The following is an 18,265-nucleotide window of genomic DNA, read 5'->3' on the forward strand; positions in this document are numbered from 1 at the left end:
TTAGGGCCAATCTACTTAACAACAATCTTTACCATTACCGGCTCGTCATTGACAGCTACTTCCTGACTACCCTCGAGCGCTCGCGCGGAGGAAAGGCTGGAAAGCCCCGAACAAGATGCGTTGATGGTATGCGAACCAGGTTCCAACGCGTAGAAGTACACGCCATTGGCATTAGTCGTGTGTACCTTTTCCTGCGAAAGACCAATAAGCTTACATTCGCCTGCCGGGTTACCACTGGAGGTTACAACTTTAATCGTTGATTCTCCTGCATTGGGCTTGGTCTGCCCGTCGTTGGGGAGACCTTGGCCGACAGTGATTGCAACAACTAGGGAAATAATGCCCAGAACGGTACCAATGAGTCCGAGAAGATTACTGGGGTTATTAATGAGAGCTCGAACCTGAGCTGGAACCGGGATCTGTGGTTGCATTGTTTTGGATCTCCTTAATGTCATTGAAGGTATTTAGCATGCTTGGGCTGATACGTAGGGCACTGTTTTCAGGGCAGCCAAGCTGACTGATGCCATGCGTGTGAATGCCGATGGCAGCGTTGTCTGTGGTATAAACTGGCGAGCCGCTTTGTCCGCCCGTGGTGTCTAAGTTATAGCAGAGTCGAGTTTGGGTTCCTGGCTGAAGGATTCCGCTCATTGTCCACAGTTGTCCGTAGTCGCGAATCAGGCTATTCCCCTTCTCTCCTGGAAATCCGGTGACAGTTGCTTTTTGCCCGGAGAAAGCGGAAGAAGTATCGCTCGGTTTAATTCCAAACCAGCTGGAAGAAATCGGCTTTGCAAACTTTACAACTCCCCAGTCGTGATCGGCGGACCCGGTAGTGGGGTATTTTGCGGATACCCACTTTTGGGACGCAAAGGTATAAGACCACTGGCTCCAATCTGATGGACGGAAAATGAGCTTTGGAGTCCATCTCTGCTCATCTACGTCGTAAAGGCAGTGGGCAGCCGTAATGAGAGTATCTGGTGAAATCATCCAGCCAGTACAATGGTTGAAGCCGTCTCGCTGGATCTGGACGATAGCCGGGTTGGGAGCCGCCTTTTGCCGATCATCGGTACCGATAATCGAGTAAGTCCCTACCGTGGTATCGCGGTCTTGGGAGGTCGCCGTGTTTGGAAATCCGGAAAGTCCAACTGCCTCTGTGCCAGAGTTGAGGTCATCGTTATCAGTTGCAATTGGCAGGAATAGCTCCTCGCCTGTTTCTGACACGCCCACCACAGAGTCGTGAAATGCCTGGGTTTGAGCATTTGCTACGGTGGGGGACAGACACGTTATTGCAGCCACTACTGCTGCGATAGTAGATTTCCGAAGAGAGAACTTCATGGGTGTCCTTTGCAGGGGAGAGATGATGATGTGTGGGGTGAGCTGAGGTAAGTCCCTTTCACCTTGCAGTGAATTATGAGGCATCGAAAAGGGCCGTGCAACCGTCAGGCGGTTTGATGTTGCCTCGTGCCCCCTCAAATAGGGGGTAGCCTCTTGTTTCATCGGGTCCGACTGGCCGGCTGCGCTGGGGATCCTATATAGGTTGTCAACCTCGTGGGTGGGTTAGTCGGGGTTGGTTTTCTCCGCGGGAGCTATATGGACGTGTTGTCTCCGGGCATGACTTTAAAGCTTATCCATGACGGACAAAACTTGGGACCCTTCAGACCGGTGGCTTGACACCCACACCGAAGAACCTGTAGCGCCACTGGAGTTAGCCAAGTAACAAGACTTCGGACGCCAAAGAGAAAAGGCACCACGCGCTGCCTGGGCGAAAGAAGAACTCAAACGGCGCGGCCACCCAGACGGCGACCAGCCACATACGACGCCCACATCGACTACGAATGGAACCCCAGCCTAGGTGTAAGAAAAGGCTGGGTCGGGCGCTCCTAAATCCACGCGAAATGTCCCTTAAGCTCGGAGAAAAATGACCTTGAGTCCAAGGCTTACATACAAAACGCACACATTAAACTCAGGGGAGCGCTCTATTCAGACTCGGTTGGGGCACAGGCAGCAGCAATGATGCCAAGTGCAGCCAGCAGACCAATGCCACCAGCGGCGTACTGAGCCTCGCGCGGGAAATTGCGAGTAATCGACTCAATCTGCTTCTTTACCGGCTCAAGGCCCGGGATGTTGAGCTTTGCGCCGAAGCTGCCTAGGAAAGCCAGCGGAATGGCGAGTGCTGCTGGGATGGTGAGGCCGAGGACCGTCGGCAAGCAGCGCTCGCTGACAGAAGAACCAGCCGGGGCTACCGGCTTATCGCCGGTCTTGACGGTCTCGGAGGTGCCGTCGGTGTAGTTGATGACGAGATTGCCGTCGGCGTCAGTGGTCACGGACTTGATGCCGCGGCCGTCCTTGCCATCTTTTCCGTTCTGACCGTCGAATCCGTCGCGACCCGGTGCGCCCTGGTCGCCCTTCGAGCCGGCGAGGGTACCGAGGATTTCGGAGGTGCCGTCGGTGTAGGTAACGACGACTTCGCCCTTGTCGTTGGTGGTCACGGACTTAATACCGCGGCCGTCCGTGCCATCGGCGCCGTCTTGGCCATCGGCGCCGACGACCTTGCCGGCGTCTTCAGTGGTGCCGTCGGTATAGGTGATGATGAGGTGGCCCTTTTCGTTGATGGTGACGGACTTGATGCCGCGAGGCTCGTCGGCCTGATCCGGGTCTTCAGCTGGATCCGGATCCTCAGCAGGGTCGCAGCCGTCGAGCTCGTCTGCGGAACGGGAGACCATGGCGAGGTTAAAGCCCACCTTGACTGGGTCGTGGTCGGAAGAGCGGTAGGGGTTATCGGCCTCAAAGACATCGCCGCCGGTGTAGTTGCGGCGGGAGTACTCCATGGCGATGGGCTCGTCAGAGTTGATGTTCCACGTTTGGGCTGCCTGAGCGTCGACGTGTTCGTTGGCCAGGATGTGGTCCAGGGAGCCGAGACGCCCGGAGAACTGGTAGGAGGCCACGTTCTGCCAGTCCTCTTGCGCATTGAGCTCTTCCACCGGGATGGTGTAGCCGGCGTTGCGGAAGACGGAGATGGCATCTTCCTTGGAGTAGGCATTCAGGTCACCCATGACGAAGGTGGCCTTCTTCTGCCATTGCGGCTGCTTGGCCAGCCCATCGAGGACGGCCTGGGCGTGGGCATTGCGCACGTTGGGGTTGTTGCCTTGGCCGTCGCCAGTATCGGCGTCACCGTTAGCCACGGAGCCCTTGGACTTGAAATGGTTGGTCACCACCACGAAGGAATCGGGGCCCTCAGGAGCGCACTTGTCAGCAACCGGTTTGAACTCCGCAGCGAGCGGAGTGCGGGCGGTGCCCTTGAAGCGCTCATCCTCAAGCAAGGTGGCCTCGCCCACCGGTTCCACGCGGTCCTTCTTGTAGATGATCGCGGTGCGGATGACATCCGTATCGGCCGACGCGTTCGCCGGGGCCTTGACGTAATCCCACTTCTCAGAACCCGCGCGGGAGTTGAGCTCACCCACGAGGTATTTCACGGCGTCATCGTAGGAACCACCCACGGTATTCGCGGCGTTCTCGATCTCCGACAGGCCAATGACATCGGCATCAAGTCCCTCCAGCGCGGTGAGGATCTTGCCCTTCTGGTCGTTGAATGCAGACTCGGACCATGCGCCACGGAAGGTCCCACTATCGGAGCCCACGCCGTTGCCAAAGCGGTCCTTGTACGCTTTCGCGCCGTTGTCTTCGCCCAAGTTGATGAAGAAGTTCAGCACGTTAAACGCCGCCACGGTGTAATCGCCGTCCACCTGCGGGGCCTCTGGGCGGGCCGGGTCCCACGCAATCGGCAGGTCCGCGGTAGCGGAGTCACCCGTAATCATCGTGGTGGGCTGGAAGCGCCACTGCTCGTGACCGTAGCCCAGGATGACGCCGGAGTCCGCGAACTCCACCTGGTTGGTGGTGCGAATCGTCTTCACATCCGAGCCGTTCTGCATGATGTAGGGCAGTTTCGTCGAGGCGCCATCACGGGAGAAGTCGCGCGTGGAACCGTCGTCCAAGATGACGTACTTTGCCGCGTTAGCGGCTTCCATGTCCTTTTGTTCCTGGGTGCCCGGGGAGACAATATCGGTGGGCTGACGCAGCGCCTCAGTGCCCGGCGCTAGCCCGAGCTCGCCGAAGCGGTTGAGACCATAGTTATCAGTCACGGTGTGCACGCCAGGCTTGAGCAGCATGGACTCGAGCTTCTCTCGCGCCGCATCGCCTTCCGGCAGGGCATCGATGGCCAGTGGGGTGACGGGGGAGAGGGCGTCGTCAAGCGTGGAGCCGGCGCTCAGGGCAATCTGGGTCTGCCCAAAGTACTCATCAACGGTGCCGGTGACCTCCACAGAATCCCCGATGGCCGGGTAGAAGCCGGTGCCGCCGGAGTAGACGAAGACCGCCTCGGAGGCCTCGGTCGGCGAAGTCTGGCCCGTGCCCGGGGTCTGGATGGTGAAGCCGTTGAGGGACTTCTCGCCCTTCCACACCGCGGTGACAACGCCCTGCGTGGTGACGTTTTGGCCCTTGAGCGGGGACTCCGCGCCGGTGCCCTGGATCTCCGGGATGGTGATGGTGGAACCCGGCTCGGCCGGCTGCGGGTCCTCCGGCGCGGTTGCGCCGCCGCCGGATTTCGGTGTTGGGGCGGCGGTGCTGAAGTCGGCGGCGTTGTCGTCGGTGTCGGTGCTGGCGTCATCGCGCTGCGCGGAGGTGGTGTTGCTCAAGGAAGAGGTAGGGGAGCCCTCGCTGAGCGACGCCGCCCCGTACCCCACGAGGTCCACCTCGGCCCCGGAGGCGTCGTAAAGCTTTACCGAGCCCTTGGAGCCGGACATAGACAGCGTGCCCTCACCATCCGGGGTGGGCAGCGGATCGCCTTCGCCGCCGCCACCTTCCTGGATGAGGAAGTATCCCCCGGCCGGGATGGAACCGGACAGGTCGTGCTTGCCGCCCGAGTTGCCGGAGGAGGAAAAATATTCGACGGACCAGCCGGAGAGGTCAATGGCGCTATCCGTCGGGTTGTAGAGCTCGATGAAGTCATGGGTAAAAGCGGCACCCTTGTTGCCGCCGCCACCATAGACCTCCGAGATGACGGCAGTGGAGCCATCCACCGCGGCGCCGGCCTGGGGGACAACGACGCAGGTGGACACTAATGCAGCGATGGCGAGAGAGCCGATGCGTGTGAGGCGCATGAGAGGTTCCTTTAATCAGCGAGAAAATGACAACGCATCTGGTTCTACCTGCCTTCGCCGCCACGGGATACCGGAGGACAACGCGCGAGCTGGGGGTTAAGCCGGGATTCCCCAAGAATTCTTCAGTCGTTTGGTTTGAATTCACCACCCCCAAAGATTCCGAATCTTTCCGGCTGGCGGGATAGACTGGCGGGGCACCTATACTCACGCACAGTAAGGCAGAATTTTCATGGCTCGTGTAGTTGTCAATGTCATGCCCAAGGCCGAGATTTTGGACCCGCAAGGTCAGGCCGTCGTCCGCGCGCTGGGCCGCCTGGGGGTTGCTGGTGTCAGCGACGTGCGCCAGGGCAAGCGCTTTGAAATTGAAGTCGATGATTCGGTCAGCACCGAGGAACTTGAGAAGGTTGCGTCCACCCTTCTGGCGAACACCGTGATCGAGGACTACGAGGTTATCCAGTAATGAAGATCGGCGTTATTACCTTCCCCGGCACGCTTGACGACGTCGACGCCGCCCGCGCCGCCCGCACCGCCGGCGCCGAAGTCGTGTCCCTGTGGCATGCGGACGAGGACCTGCGCGGCGTCGATGCCGTCGTGGTTCCCGGCGGTTTTTCCTACGGTGACTACCTGCGCTCCGGCGCCATCTCTGCGCTGGCCCCGGTCATGCGCGCGGTGGTGGAAGCAGCGAATAAGGGCATGCCGGTGCTCGGCATCTGCAACGGCTTCCAGATTCTGACGGAGGCCGGCCTGCTGCCCGGCGCCTTGACCCGCAACCAGGGGCTGCACTTCCACTGCGTGGATACCTACCTCGAGGTGGCGAACGCGCAGACCTCCTGGACCAGCGAGTTTGAGCAGGGCCAGCGGATCCTGATTCCGGCGAAGCACGGCGAGGGCCGCTTCCAGGCGGATGCGGAGACCGTGGAGCGCCTCGAAGGCGAAGGCCGCGTGGTCTTCCGCTACACGGATAACTTCAATGGCTCCATCAACGACATCGCCGGTATCACCAACGAGGCCGGCAACGTGGTGGGGCTCATGCCGCACCCGGAGCACGCCATCGATCTACTCACCGGCCCGTCCACCGACGGTCTGGGTTTGTTTGTGTCCGCCCTCAAGGTCGTCGCTTAACCCGCGCCGACGGTTATAAGGAGAAACAATGACCGTACACAACGACACCGTCGAGCAGGCCACGCAGGACGCGGACCTGGAGCAGCCCTACCGCGAGTTGGGCCTGAAGGATGACGAATACGCGCGCATCCGCGAGATCTTGGGCCGCCGCCCGACTGACGCCGAGCTGACCATGTACTCGGTGATGTGGTCGGAGCACTGTTCTTATAAGTCCTCCAAGACTCACCTGCGCTACTTCGGCGAGACCATGACTGAGGAGATGGGCTCCAAGATTCTCGCCGGCATCGGTGAAAACGCCGGTGTGGTGGATATCGGGGACGGCAACGCGGTGACCTTCCGCGTGGAGTCCCACAATCACCCGTCCTACGTGGAGCCGCACCAAGGTGCTGCCACCGGCGTGGGCGGAATAGTCCGCGACATCATGGCGATGGGCGCTCGCCCGATTGCCGTTATGGACCAGCTGCGCTTCGGCCCGGCGGATGCGCCCGACACCAAGCGCGTTTTGCCCGGTGTGGTCGATGGTATTTCGCACTACGGCAACTGCTTGGGCCTGCCCAACATTGGCGGCGAAACGGTTTTTGATGAATCTTATGCCGGCAACCCGCTGGTCAACGCCCTGTGCGTGGGCACGCTGAAGGTCGAAGACCTCAAGCTGGCGTTCGCCTCCGGTACCGGAAACAAGGTCATGCTCTTCGGTTCGCGCACGGGCCTCGATGGCATTGGTGGAGTGTCCGTGCTGGCTTCCGACACCTTCGAGGACGGCGCGGAGCGCAAGCTGCCGGCTGTCCAGGTGGGTGACCCGTTCGCGGAGAAGGTCCTCATCGAGTGCTGCCTGGAGCTGTACAAGTCCGGCATCGTCGTCGGCATCCAGGACCTCGGCGGCGCGGGCCTGGCGTGCGCCACCTCCGAGCTGGCCGCCGCCGGCGATGGCGGCATGGAGATCAACCTGGACAACGTCCCGCTGCGCGCAAAGGATATGACCGCCGCAGAGATCCTTGCTTCCGAGTCCCAGGAGCGCATGTGCGCCGTGGTGACCCCGGAGAACGTGGAGAAGTTCAAGGAGATCTGCGCGCATTGGGATGTCACCTGCGCCGAGATCGGTGAGGTCACCACCGGCAAGCACCTCATCATTCGCCACCAGGGTGAGATCGTCGTGGATGCCCCGGCCGGCACCATCGCGGACGAGGCCCCGGTCTACGACCGCCCCTATGCCCGCCCGGAGTGGCAGGATGCGCTGCAGGAGTTCAAGGGCGTCGAGAAGCAGGACCTCACCGTGGCGCTGAAGAAGCTCGTGGCCTCCCCGGCCCTGTGCTCGCGTGATTTCATCACCGAGCAGTATGACCGCTACGTGCGCGGCAACACTGTGCAGTCCCACCACGCGAACGCTGGTGTGCTGCGTATCGACGAGGAGACCGGCCGCGGTATCGCGGTATCGGCCGATGCATCCGGGCGCTACACCAAGCTGGATCCGAACATGGGCACCCGCCTGGCGTTGGCGGAGGCGTACCGCAACGTCGCCGTCACCGGTGCACGCCCGGTCGCCATCACCAACTGCCTCAACTACGGTTCCCCGGAAAACCCGGACGTGATGTGGCAGTTCCGCGAGTCCGTGCATGGGCTTGCCGACGGCGCCGTGGAACTCGGCATCCCTGTCTCCGGCGGCAACGTCTCCTTCTACAACCAGACCGGTGAGGAGCCGATCTTGCCGACGCCCGTCGTAGGCGTCCTGGGTGTCATCGATGACGTCCACACGTCCATCGGCAACGAGCTTGGACGCGTAGAGGAGCCAGAGGTCCTCGTGCTGCTGGGGGAGACCAAGGATGAGTTCGGTGGTTCCATCTGGCAGCAGGTAAGCGCCCACGAGCAGGGCCATGCATCGAAGGACGGGCTCAATGGCCTGCCGCCACAGGTGGACCTGGCCAACGAGCAGCGTCTCGCGGACTTCTTCGTGGGCAATGAAGGCCTGACCGCCGCCCACGACATCTCCGAAGGTGGCCTCGCCGTCACCGCATTCGAGATGGCCAAGCGCAGCGGCGTAGGCCTGAGCCTGGATCTGTCCAAGGTTCACGAAGACGCCTTCGTGGCAGCCTTCTCCGAGTCCGCCTCCCGAGTGCTCGTGGCAACGACTGCTGACCGAGTCGACATGCTGCTGCAGCGCGCCGAGGAGTGCGGCGTGCCGGCCGTCGTCGTCGGCCAGACCACCGACAACGGTGAGCTGGAGCTGGGCGGCGAGTCCATCGCCGTTTCTGAGCTGCGTGAGGCCTGGGCTGCAACCCTGCCGGACCTCTTCGGCCACGCGGTCGGGGCAAACTCCGCGGTGGAGTAAACCACACGCACTGCAATCGGGCAGGGTTCTCGCCAAGGCGAGGCCCTGCCCGCGCTGTCTAATTGCTCCAATCAGCGTTGTAGACTATTAGCAATAGCTGCGTACGGGGCTGGGGAATAGAGATGGAAGACGTGAAGAGAGAAAGAACTTTGTATGTTTTTCTCGATGAGTCGGGGGATATGCAGTTTGGTGCAAAAGCCTCCACGCACTTCCTAATCACAGCATTTTGCACTTTCGATCCAGCAGGTACTGCGATGAGACTGCAAGCGCTGAAGTATGAACTTATGGCAGCGGGGAGCGAAGACCTTGAGTTTCATGCAACAGAGAATTCGAAAGGAACGCGAAAGCGGGTAATAGACCGAATTAATGAGCTCGATCGGTGCCGTGTCCACACGATTTGGGTGGATAAGCGAATGACGCATCCGACTTACCAGTCTCCACCGCAGCTTTTAGGGCTTTTTGCTGGTGCAATGGGGAAGTGGATTAATGCGGTGTGGGGAGACTCAGAGGTAGGTGAAGTAATCTTAATTTTCGACTCTGTTCTTACTGGCAAGGAAAGATCGGCGTTTGAAAAGAGGATAAAGCCTCTGTTGAAAGGTTTACAGCTAAAGTTTCGTGTGCTCTTTCATCCAGTAAAACAGGATTTGAACGGTCAGATTGCTGACTACTTTTCTTGGTCATGGTTTCAGAAAATGGAACGAGGCAAGGGACAGTACGTTCAAGCACTTTCGCGGCGGCACAATTGGGATCAATTCAATATGTTTTCGGCGGGAAAGACCTATTATTGGAGTGGTCCGGTCCGAAAATAAGCGACCGCCCCACCTACCGGCGTAAGCCGGAAAGCCTTCAGGGGCTCTTTCGGTGGGGCGGAACCTTTCGCCTTGAGTTTAGACCTTCATCGCGTGGGGAGGCAAGGGGGGTAATTTGGAAATGCCGGAGACGGGAGCGAGGGGCCGATCCCGCAGTGAGGCGGTAATCTCCTAGGAACCAACTACCTACGCGCCGATGGTGCGGGCGATGGTCTGGTCCCAACTCAGCTTCATTTGGTGGGAGAAGAGGCCGAAGGTGTGCGAGCCTTGGGGGCTGAAGTAACGGTTCACGCGCACCCCGGCGTTGCGGGCGTTGCGGGTGAATTCCTCCGAGCAGTGGTTGGCCACCATCTCTATCGCGCGGGGCCCGAGCCACTGGCTGGGCTTGTTCGTGCCATCGATGGGGCCCGGGGTGCCGGAGGCCGAGCCAACGAAGACCTCGACGTCGCGAAGGCGGCCGGGATTAGCGTTGGGATCGTGGTCGAACCACTGTGGGGAGCCCGGCAGGCCCCACGCATTGAAGGAGGATCCGCCGCCATAGGCGATCATCGCGGTGGAACTGGGGAAGCCAATCGCGCCGGGGCGCACCGGACAACCGGAGTAGGAGGCCGCGGCCTTGTAGCGCTGTGGGGCGTGGCCGGCGATGTCGAGTGCAGCACCGCCGGTGGAGGAAACGCCACCAATGGCATCGCGGCCGGTGCCGTGGAATTCTGCGTCGATCAGCGGGGGCAACTCAGTGGTCATGTAGGTGTTCCACTTGTTGACGCCCAAGATGGGATCCTCGGTATTCCAATCGGTGTAGAGAGAATAGGCACCGCCGAGTGGCATCACCACGTTGACGTTCTTGCCCACGGCCCATTGGCGAATATCGGTGTGCGTCATCCAGTTCATGCCCGCTTGGCCGCCCTCCACGCCGGGCAGCAGGTAGAAGGAGGGGCGCGGCTTATCACTCTCGGGGAGCAGGACGTTATTGGAAATCACCGCACGGTTGGCCGGGGACCACACGTCCACCACCCAGTGGTTGCCGCCCATGTGGCGCTGTGAGGTGATGAAAGGCTCGTCGCCCAGCCAGGGCTGCGGGTTGGTCACGCGCGAGGAAACCTCGCCGATCGTGCTGGACTGAGCGGAGGCGGAGCCGACGCCTGCCGGCGCCGCCCCCAGCGCCACCATGGCGGCTGCGAGCCACGCCGTGGTGCGGCGAGGAACTGAGACATAGGAAAACACAAATAGTGAAGTTTACTTTGTCGGCGCCTTCGAACTGCACATAGCGGCAGAAAACCTTGCGGTAACTTTCGCTTAGCCCTTGTCCGCTGCAGCGCCCCGCCGTATAGTTACGGGTACGTAAGTTTTGAGGGTGAATGCGTTATTCGCATGACCCGCATTTCAGACAAGGCAAGGGCCCTCACTATGAACGCACCCAGTGCTCACATATCCTCCCCGCAAGAGTTTCCAGTTGAAGACAGCTCTATGCGCGAACACAGCACGATGGAGCAGCTCATCCAGCGCACCTATTGGATGGCGGACCGTGGTCCGCGTCCGCTGACGCGCGGCTGGGGCCATTTCTTTGCCGCGATTGCTTCCCTCATCGCATCGACCGTCCTCATTACCTTTGGGTGGATGACGTTGCCGTGGTGGCAGGGTCTCGCGGTGACGGTCTATGGCGTGGGAGTGGTGGGGCTCTTTACGGTCTCGGCCCTGTACCACCGCTGGCCGTGGGTATCGATGCGCGCGGTGCAATGGTGGCGGCGTGCTGACCACGCGACGATTTCTGTGTTTATCGCGGCGACGTACACGCCGCTGTGCGCCATCGTGCTGGAGCCGACGCAGGCGCTATGGATGCTAACTGCGGCGTGGGTGGGCGCCATCATGGGCGTGGTCTTGAATTTGGGGTGGATCAATCATCCGCGGTGGTTGGATGTGGTGGTCTACCTCGTCCTGGGCTGGCTCATTCTGCCGCTGCTGCCAAACCTGTGGCAGTCCGCGGGGCCGGCTGTAGTGTGGCTGCTGTTCGCAGGTGGGGTGGTGTACTCGCTGGGTGCGTTGATGTACGGCTTCAAGTGGCCGGGGCGCAACGCGCGCTGGTATGGCTACCACGAACACTTCCACACCGCGACGATCGCCGCGGCGGTGGTGCACATGGTAGCCATCTGGATGGTTGTGGCGGGCTAGCCCTATACAGGGCTAGCGTTGTGGGGCTATTTACTCGGCATCGGTGAGATCTTCGGCGAGGGGGAATTCGAGAGCGACGTCTTGGCACAGAACGCGTGCTGTCGTCGAGCCATTCCACTCGGGATCAAAGCCCACGGCGCGTAGGGCCTCGACGAGTTGCTCGCCGACCTTGATGGTTGCTTCTTCGTTTTCCTCCATCGCGGAGAAACCGAAGTACAGCTCGCCGTCGTAAATAACTCGGCTGATGTCCTGTCGGTGGCAGTAGGCATAGCCGCTGCGGCCTTCTTTCTCAGCGAGCTTGGAGCCTACCCAGACGCCGTCTGAGAGATCCCAGGCCTCGTTGAACGTGAAGGAGATATCGCGCTGAGCAAGCTCCTCGCGCAGGGCTTCGAGGCGCTTAACATCCTCCGACTTTTCTGTGACCAGCCGGCCGTATTCTGCGGCGACTTCGTCGATGATGGTGTCAAAATCCTCTGGATAAGGTTCCTCGTAGCTGGCCTCCCATTCGGAGGGGTCATCGAGGACTTCAATGTAGTCGTTGTGGATGTCCTGGCGAGATTCGCCGTGGCAGAGGCGCAATGCGATGTCATTGCGAAGCGGACTTGGCTCAAGGAGATCATCGGCGGGTGGGAAGGAACTGGAGAACATCGGATGCTGTGTGGTCATAGCTCAGAGAGTAACCAGCCCCTATCGCTACTTTCAGAAAACTAGGGAGGGCACCCCGCCAGATGGCGAAAGTGCCCTCACTATGCGTGGAGTGACTAGACGTGGAGCGGATCCACTCCGGCCTCGGTCAGCATCGGGATGTTGTGTACCTCAGGCGGAACGCCGAAGGCATCGACGAGCACGACGGACCACGGTGCCAGCGAATCCACGAGGTCGTTGATGGCGGCGCGGGCGGCCTTGATCCGGCCTGCCGGGATCAGGTTGTGTTCCTGGTACCAGCCCGCGTGCTGGACCAAGGTGTCGAAGACGAAGAGGTGGCGCAGCTGCTCAAAGACCTGGCGTGCCAGCGAACCTTCCTCAAGACGCTCCTCTGCCTCAATCATGGCCTGGACCAACAAGGTATCCACGCGGGCCCAGCCGGCGGCGATGAGGTGATCCTGGCACTGATCCACGATGGCGGCGGCCTGCACCTTATCGGCCTTGCGGGCCGGCTGGATGCGGCGCACGAGGGAGAAGAGGATGGACTGGGCACGGTCGTCGATCAGCTTGGCCTGGTAGGTGGCGTCGAAAAGCGAAGCTTCGGAGGGGTTCACGCGGTCCACCAGGCCTTGCAGACGGGTGGTGAACCCGTAGCGGCGACGAACCACATCGGTGGCGGTGGAGGCCGCGTATTTCACGGTGTCCCACGGGCTCATGTCATTCATCGCGCGGCCGTAGGCGGTGAGCAGGTTCTTGCCCACCATCTGGATGAGCACGGTGTTATCGCCCTCGAAGGTGGCGAAGACATCGGAGTCAGCGCGGTAGGTAGTCAGGCGGTTCTCCGACATGTAGCCAGCGCCGCCGCAAGCCTCGCGGCATTCCTGGATGGTGCGGGTGGCGTGCTGGGTCTGCGCAGTTTTGATGGCCGCGGCCAGGGATTCCATCTCGCGGGAGGCGAACTTCTGCTCCTCGGTCGGCTCCGTCACTGACCAGGTGCCAGCCTCGTGCTGATCGTTTTGCTCCTGGTAGCGCTCCAGAATCTGGTTGTAGAGCAGGTGCAGCGCATAAGTGCGGGCCAACGGAATGAGCAGACGGCGGCGGTGCTGGCGGTGCTCGATGAGGCGCTTCTCAGCGCCGGTCGCGCCCTCAAACTGGCGGCGGCGGTTGGCGTAGCGGATGGCGATGTCCAGGGAGGCCTCGGTGGCCGCGCCCGCCGCACCGGAGACGCCGATGCGGCCGCGGATGAGAGTGCCCAGCATGGTGAAGAAGCGGGCATTCTTGGACTCGATGGGGGAGGAGTACTTGCCCTTCTCGTCCACATCGGCGAAGCGGTTGAGCAGGTTCTCGCGCGGCACGCGGACGTTATCGAAGCGCAGGGTGCCATTATCGACGCCCACCAAACCACCCTTGTGGCCATGATCGCCCAAGGTCACGCCCGGCAGCTCGTTGCCTTCTTCATCGCGGATGGGGACGATGATGGCGTGCACGCCGTGGGAGCGGCCATCGCTGTCAGGGGTGATGAGCTGGGTGAAGACGACTGCGGCGCGGCCATCCTTGGCGGCGTTGCCGATGTAGTTCTTCACCGCGGAGTCGGAGGGGGTGTTGATGACGAACTCGTTGGTCTCCGGGTCGAAGGTGGCGGTGGTTTCCAGGGACTGCACGTCGGAGCCGTGGCCGCGCTCGGTCATGGCGAAGCAGCCTGGCAGCTCCAGGCTGGCGGCTTTCTTGACCCACTCGAGGTGGCGTTCAGTGCCGAGCTGATCCAGGGCGCCGCCCCACAGGCCCCACTGCACGCCGGACTTGATGGCTAGTGAACCATCAACCCAGGCCAGGCCTTCCCGGGTGACGGTGGACAGGTTCGGCTTACCGGAACCGCCGTTGGCGCGGCGCAGGCCGTGGTTGAAACCGCCGAAGTCGCGGACCTTGGAGAGGTTGTCGAAGGTGTGCTGGCGCTGCTCCGCCATCGGCAGGTCCGGCTTCGGGAAGAGCGAAGGGTCGTTGAGGAAGGTGCGCAGCTCCTGGCGGAAGGCGGCGTGGGGGCCGTCGAGAAGCGCAGCCAGTTCTGTGGCCACTGAGGGCTTCGGGGTGGTGGGCAGGCGGTGTGGGCTGCGGGCCTCGGCCTTGGGGGCGTCGGTCGTGGCCTGGTTGCTGAGCTCCGGGGAGACGGATTTCGTGTCCGAGGAGGACTTGGTGAGTGCCATGGTGGGGTCCTTTCTGGGGAGGGAAGTTTCTTAACGCTCGACGATGGCTGCAACACCCTGTCCGCCGGCCGCACAGATAGAGACGAGGGCGCGCCCACCACCGTTTTCTTCGAGAATCTTGGCGGTAGTGGCGAGGATGCGGGTGCCGGTAGCGGCGAAGGGGTGCCCAGCGGCAAGGGAGGAGCCCTTGACGTTGAGCTTGGCGCGGTCGATGGGGCCCAGCGCAGACTGCAGGCCGAGGCGCTCGCGGCAGGAGGGCTCGTCCTCCCATGCAGACAGGGTGGCGAGTACCTGGGATGCGAAGGCCTCGTGGACTTCGTAGAAATCGAAATCCTGGAGGGTCAGGTTGTTGCGCTCCAGCAGGCGCGGGACCGCGTAGGTCGGGGCCATGAGAAGGCCATCGGGGCCGTGGACAAAATCGACCGCCGCGGTCTCGGAATCAACGAGGAAGGCGCGGGGCTCGATATTGTGCTCGGCTGCCCACTCCTCGGAGCTCAGCAAGGCGACGGAGGCGCCGTCGGTCAGCGGTGTGGAATTGCCCGCGGTCATGGTGGCCTGCGTGCCGTGCTGTTCGGCATCCCGCTTGCCGAAGACCGGCTTGAGCTTGGCTAGGGCCTCCAGGGAGGAATCCGGGCGCAGGTTGGTATCGCGGTTGACGCCGAGGAAGCCCGTGGTGAGGTCATCGAAGAAGCCCTCCTCCCAAGCCTTGTGGAGGTTCTGGTGGGAGGCGAGCGCCAGTTCGTCCTGGGCTTCGCGGCTGATGTTCAATTCGCGGGCGGTGATGGCGGCGTGATCACCCATGGAGAGTCCGGTGCGCGGCTCACCGTTCTGTGGCTGTTCCGGGGCCAGCTGCGAGGGACGGATAGAGCCGATGAGCTGGGCGCGCTGCGCAGCGGTCTTGGCGCGGGTGAGGTTGAGCAGCGTGTGGCGCAGCGTGTCATTGACGGCCAGCGGGGCATCCGAGGTGGTGTCCGTTCCGCCCGCGATGCCGGCGGAGATTCGGCCCTGGGCAATGGCATCGCCGACGTGGATAGCTGCCGCAAGAGAAGTGCAGCAGGCCTGTTGTACATCGATGGCGGGGGTCGTGGAGTCCAGGGCGGAGCCTAGGACGACTTCGCGGGTGAGGTTGAAATCGCGGGAGTGCTTGAGCACGGCACCCGCGGCGACGAGGCCGAGGCGTTCGTCGTGCAGCCCGTAGCGCGCCACGAGGCCGTCGAGCGCACTGGTGAGCATGTCTTGGTTGGACGCGTGAGCGTACTGCTTATTGGAGCGAGCAAAGGGAATGCGGTTGCCACCGAGGATGGCTACGCGGTGCGGGGGGTTGGTCATCAAAAACTCCTTCGCGAGTGGTCTGGTGCGAATCGCCCCAGTGGGAGGGGGTAGCAATCCCACCGCGCGTTTCGCATCACAACTAAGGTGATATTGTTAGTTCTATCACTCAATTAACGGGCCTTGCAACTAGCAAAATAATGCTCGCAAGGTTGTGAAGATCCCAGAAAGGAATGCGTCACCTTATGCCGCACGTCACCATTGCCGAGAAGCTCATCAACTCTCCGCTTGCCGCCAAAGCGGGTGTACCCCAGGGCCACCCCCTGCGCCGCCATAAAGTAGGCGAACCGGCGCTCGATGGCCCCATCGTCATTGGCGGCCAGGGACGCATCGCCGACTTTCTGCGCTCCCAGCTAGCCGTGGATTACCAGATCATCAACGCCACTGCGGAGGCCCCGCGCGCCGCCCTCGTCTTCGATGCCACCGGCCTAGAGACCCCCGAGCAGTTGCGCGAGCTGTATGACTTCTTCAACCCACAGATGCGAAACCTCCTGCCGTGCGCACGCCTCGTGGTTGTCGGCACCACCCCAGAGGCTGCAGATACTATCGACGGCCGGATTACCGCGCGCGCACTCGAAGGCTTTACGCGCTCCTTGGCCAAGGAGATGCGCAAGGGCGGCACCGTGAACCTGGTGTGGGTAGATCCTGCGGCCACCGCGGAGGTGGAGTCCACCCTCCGCTTCTTCCTCTCCGGGAAGTCGGCCTTCGTGGATGGCCAGGTGGTCCGCGTGGGCGCGGTGAGTGAGGGTTCCCCCGCACGCGGCGGTGAGTCAGCGAAGTGGGAGAAGCCGCTCGACGGGCGCCTCGCGGTGGTCACCGGTGCTGCTCGCGGCATTGGCGCTACCATCGCCGAGGTGCTGGCCCGCGACGGTGCCAGCGTCATCTGCATCGACGTCCCGCAAGCTAGCGAACACCTGGCGAAGACCGCGAACAAGGTCAAAGGCACCGCGCTGCCTCTCGACGTCACTGACCCTCACGCCGCGGACAAGATTGCCCAGCACGCGCAGGAACGCCACGGACGGGCCCTCGACGTCATCGTCCACAACGCTGGAATCACCCGCGACAAGCTGCTGGCCAACATGAACGAGGGGCAGTGGGACGCTGTCCTTGCTGTTAACCTGCTGGCACCGGTACGCATTACCGAAAACCTCCTCGAATCCGGAGCCCTCGCGCCGGGGGCGGCCGTGGTTGGTGTGTCCTCCATGGCCGGTATTTCCGGCAACCGCGGCCAGACCAACTACGCCACGACGAAGGCAGGCATCATCGGGCTCGTTGATTCCTTGCGCTCCGTCTTGGCGGAGAATGGCTCCACCATCAACGCTGTTGCCCCCGGATTCATCGAAACCGCCATGACTGCGGCGATGCCCACTGGGCCGCGCGAAATCGGCCGCCGCCTGAACTCACTGCAGCAAGGTGGTTTGCCTGTCGACGTCGCGGAGACCGTCGCCTTCTTTGCCGCTTCGGCCTCCGCCGCGGTGAGCGGCAACACCGTCCGCGTGTGCGGCCAAAACCTCATGGGAGCATAAATGAACGTCACCACACTCAACGAGATTCCTGACCTTCCCGCCCTTTACCGCTCACTCATGGTGGGCGCGGTGCCCATCCCCGGGCTGGGGGCCGGCAAGCGCAAGGTCGACGACCCGCAGACCGCCTACCGTGTCGAGGGGGTGCGCGTAAATACCGCGCACCTGGCCCGCTACTGCCAAGCCACGGGCCTGCGTCTGGGCAATGAGCTGCCCGCCACCTACCTGTATGCGCTGGCCTTCCCACTCGCAATCAAGGTGATGGCGGCACAGGACTTTCCTTTTCCCGCAGTCGGCGTGGTGCACTTGTCGAACCGCATCGAGCAGACCCGCCCGCTACGCGTCGACGAAAGTTGCGACATCTCCGTGCACGCGGAAAACCTCCGCCCGCACCGCAAGGGGCTGGTTATCGATATGGTGACCACGTACAGCGTGGGTGGTGAGGAGATCTGGCGCCAGACTTCGGTTTTCCTAGGCCAGGGCGCGAAATTCACCAAGGACACCCCGCGGCAGGTGCGAACGCGCCCGGAAGCCGAGCGCTTCCTCGAGTTTCCGGGTGATGAGGTAGGAACCCCCACGGCAACGCTGCGCTTTAGCCCCGAGAGCACCCGCGTTTATGCCGCGGCATCCGGCGATAAGAACCCCATCCACGTCTCCACCGTGGGCGCCAAGCTCTTCGGTTTCCCCGCGCCCATCGCGCACGGCATGTATACGCACGCCCGGATGTTGTCGGTGCTCGACGGCACCCTTCCAGGAGCTGTTCGCATCAGCGCGGACTTCTATAAGCCGGTTATTCTTCCGGCAACGACGGGCGTGTTTGTGGCTCCGAGTGTCGCCACAAACACTGGGGCCGGAGCGAGCGTCGCCACAAACACTGAGGTCGGAGCGCGCGACGTCACGTTGCGCAAAGCCAAGGATCCGAGCACCCTCCACGTGGCGTGCCGGGTTGAGCCTCTGAACTAGCTGCGTGGTGCTGGATTAGCCATAGGCT

General features: G+C 62.0%; 14 protein-coding genes and 2 pseudogenes. 8 read left to right on the plus strand and 8 right to left on the minus strand.

Translation table 11 applies throughout. The annotated features are described in order from the left end of the window. Nucleotides 1–11 precede the first annotated feature (11 nt). Nucleotides 12–428, minus strand: a complete 417-nt coding sequence (locus tag HWX44_RS04055; RefSeq protein WP_175973307.1) for a hypothetical protein — start codon at nt 426–428, stop codon at nt 12–14. Continuing rightward, nucleotides 382–1,329: a trypsin-like serine peptidase gene (locus HWX44_RS04060; protein ID WP_175973309.1), complete on the minus strand. Its 948-nt coding sequence runs from the start codon at nt 1,327–1,329 to the stop codon at nt 382–384. The genes HWX44_RS04055 and HWX44_RS04060 overlap by 47 nt, the downstream gene beginning before the upstream one ends. A 322-nt stretch (nt 1,330–1,651) precedes the next feature. On the opposite strand from HWX44_RS04060, the pseudogene HWX44_RS04065 reads away from it, so the two are divergent. Further along, a pseudogene (locus tag HWX44_RS04065) lies at nt 1,652–1,878 on the plus strand (IS256-like element ISCau1 family transposase); the annotation flags it as partial. A 92-nt stretch (nt 1,879–1,970) separates the two neighbouring features. On the opposite strand, the gene HWX44_RS04075 reads toward HWX44_RS04065, so the two are convergent. Further along, a complete protein-coding gene (locus tag HWX44_RS04075) occupies nt 1,971–4,685 on the minus strand; it encodes an ExeM/NucH family extracellular endonuclease (RefSeq protein WP_444843285.1) in 2,715 nt (904 codons plus the stop codon). A 96-nt stretch (nt 4,686–4,781) separates the two neighbouring features. Next, nucleotides 4,782–5,150: pseudogene (locus tag HWX44_RS13560) on the minus strand (lamin tail domain-containing protein); the annotation flags it as partial. A gap of 229 nt (nt 5,151–5,379) precedes the next feature. Between HWX44_RS13560 and purS the strand changes: the two are divergent. From purS to HWX44_RS04095, 4 genes are all read left to right on the plus strand, one after another. Further along, on the plus strand, nt 5,380–5,610 hold the full coding sequence (purS, locus tag HWX44_RS04080; protein ID WP_070522888.1) for a phosphoribosylformylglycinamidine synthase subunit PurS: 231 nt from the start codon (nt 5,380–5,382) through the stop codon (nt 5,608–5,610). Beyond that, complete coding sequence (gene purQ, locus HWX44_RS04085; protein ID WP_175973311.1) at nt 5,610–6,272, plus strand: phosphoribosylformylglycinamidine synthase subunit PurQ; 663 nt, start codon at nt 5,610–5,612, stop codon at nt 6,270–6,272. Before purS ends, purQ begins: the two co-directional genes overlap by 1 nt. Before the next feature lie 28 nt (nt 6,273–6,300). After that, nucleotides 6,301–8,598: a phosphoribosylformylglycinamidine synthase subunit PurL gene (purL, locus tag HWX44_RS04090; RefSeq protein WP_175973313.1), complete on the plus strand. Its 2,298-nt coding sequence runs from the start codon at nt 6,301–6,303 to the stop codon at nt 8,596–8,598. Between the two features lie 122 nt (nt 8,599–8,720). Further along, nucleotides 8,721–9,407 (plus strand): DUF3800 domain-containing protein, encoded by a 687-nt coding sequence (locus tag HWX44_RS04095; RefSeq protein WP_070821324.1) that lies wholly within the window; start codon nt 8,721–8,723, stop codon nt 9,405–9,407. 186 nt (nt 9,408–9,593) lie between these two features. Here the strand turns inward: HWX44_RS04095 and HWX44_RS04100 are convergent, their stop codons facing one another. After that, entirely contained in the window at nt 9,594–10,631 is a 1,038-nt protein-coding gene (locus HWX44_RS04100) for an alpha/beta hydrolase (protein WP_175973315.1), read from the minus strand. Nucleotides 10,632–10,874: 243 nt separating this feature from the next. Between HWX44_RS04100 and trhA the strand changes: the two genes are divergently transcribed. After that, on the plus strand, nt 10,875–11,576 hold the full coding sequence (gene trhA / locus HWX44_RS04105) for a PAQR family membrane homeostasis protein TrhA (protein ID WP_175973317.1): 702 nt from the start codon (nt 10,875–10,877) through the stop codon (nt 11,574–11,576). Between the two features lie 30 nt (nt 11,577–11,606). Here the strand turns inward: trhA and HWX44_RS04110 are convergent, their stop codons facing one another. From HWX44_RS04110 to HWX44_RS04120, 3 genes are all read right to left on the minus strand, one after another. Next, complete coding sequence (locus tag HWX44_RS04110; protein WP_049157184.1) at nt 11,607–12,242, minus strand: DUF6891 domain-containing protein; 636 nt, start codon at nt 12,240–12,242, stop codon at nt 11,607–11,609. A gap of 95 nt (nt 12,243–12,337) precedes the next feature. Further along, nucleotides 12,338–14,422, minus strand: a complete 2,085-nt coding sequence (locus HWX44_RS04115; protein WP_175973319.1) for an acyl-CoA dehydrogenase family protein — start codon at nt 14,420–14,422, stop codon at nt 12,338–12,340. Between the two features lie 30 nt (nt 14,423–14,452). Continuing rightward, on the minus strand, nt 14,453–15,751 hold the full coding sequence (locus HWX44_RS04120) for an acetyl-CoA C-acetyltransferase (RefSeq protein ID WP_175973321.1): 1,299 nt from the start codon (nt 15,749–15,751) through the stop codon (nt 14,453–14,455). Between the two features lie 185 nt (nt 15,752–15,936). Between HWX44_RS04120 and HWX44_RS04125 the strand changes: the two genes are divergently transcribed. Beyond that, a complete protein-coding gene (locus HWX44_RS04125; protein ID WP_175973324.1) occupies nt 15,937–17,277 on the plus strand; it encodes a 3-oxoacyl-ACP reductase in 1,341 nt (446 codons plus the stop codon). After that, nucleotides 17,278–18,237, plus strand: a complete 960-nt coding sequence (locus HWX44_RS04130; RefSeq protein WP_175973326.1) for a MaoC/PaaZ C-terminal domain-containing protein — start codon at nt 17,278–17,280, stop codon at nt 18,235–18,237. Nucleotides 18,238–18,265: the final 28 nt, after the last annotated feature.

This window comes from Corynebacterium sp. Marseille-Q2823, from assembly GCF_903645345.1.
Taxonomy (GTDB): Bacteria; Actinomycetota; Actinomycetes; order Mycobacteriales; family Mycobacteriaceae; genus Corynebacterium; species Corynebacterium hiratae.

Coding starts and splice junctions, on each gene's coding strand:
- purL (WP_175973313.1), top strand. CDS start 6,301: ATGACCGTACACAACGACACCGTCGAGCAGGCCACGCAGGACGCGGAC.
- HWX44_RS04110 (WP_049157184.1), bottom strand. CDS start 12,242: ATGACCACACAGCATCCGATGTTCTCCAGTTCCTTCCCACCCGCCGAT.
- HWX44_RS04055 (WP_175973307.1), bottom strand. CDS start 428: ATGCAACCACAGATCCCGGTTCCAGCTCAGGTTCGAGCTCTCATTAAT.
- HWX44_RS04115 (WP_175973319.1), bottom strand. CDS start 14,422: ATGGCACTCACCAAGTCCTCCTCGGACACGAAATCCGTCTCCCCGGAG.
- trhA (WP_175973317.1), top strand. CDS start 10,875: ATGCGCGAACACAGCACGATGGAGCAGCTCATCCAGCGCACCTATTGG.
- purQ (WP_175973311.1), top strand. CDS start 5,610: ATGAAGATCGGCGTTATTACCTTCCCCGGCACGCTTGACGACGTCGAC.
- HWX44_RS04125 (WP_175973324.1), top strand. CDS start 15,937: ATGCCGCACGTCACCATTGCCGAGAAGCTCATCAACTCTCCGCTTGCC.
- HWX44_RS04120 (WP_175973321.1), bottom strand. CDS start 15,751: ATGACCAACCCCCCGCACCGCGTAGCCATCCTCGGTGGCAACCGCATT.
- purS (WP_070522888.1), top strand. CDS start 5,380: ATGGCTCGTGTAGTTGTCAATGTCATGCCCAAGGCCGAGATTTTGGAC.
- HWX44_RS04130 (WP_175973326.1), top strand. CDS start 17,278: ATGAACGTCACCACACTCAACGAGATTCCTGACCTTCCCGCCCTTTAC.
- HWX44_RS04095 (WP_070821324.1), top strand. CDS start 8,721: ATGGAAGACGTGAAGAGAGAAAGAACTTTGTATGTTTTTCTCGATGAG.
- HWX44_RS04060 (WP_175973309.1), bottom strand. CDS start 1,329: ATGAAGTTCTCTCTTCGGAAATCTACTATCGCAGCAGTAGTGGCTGCA.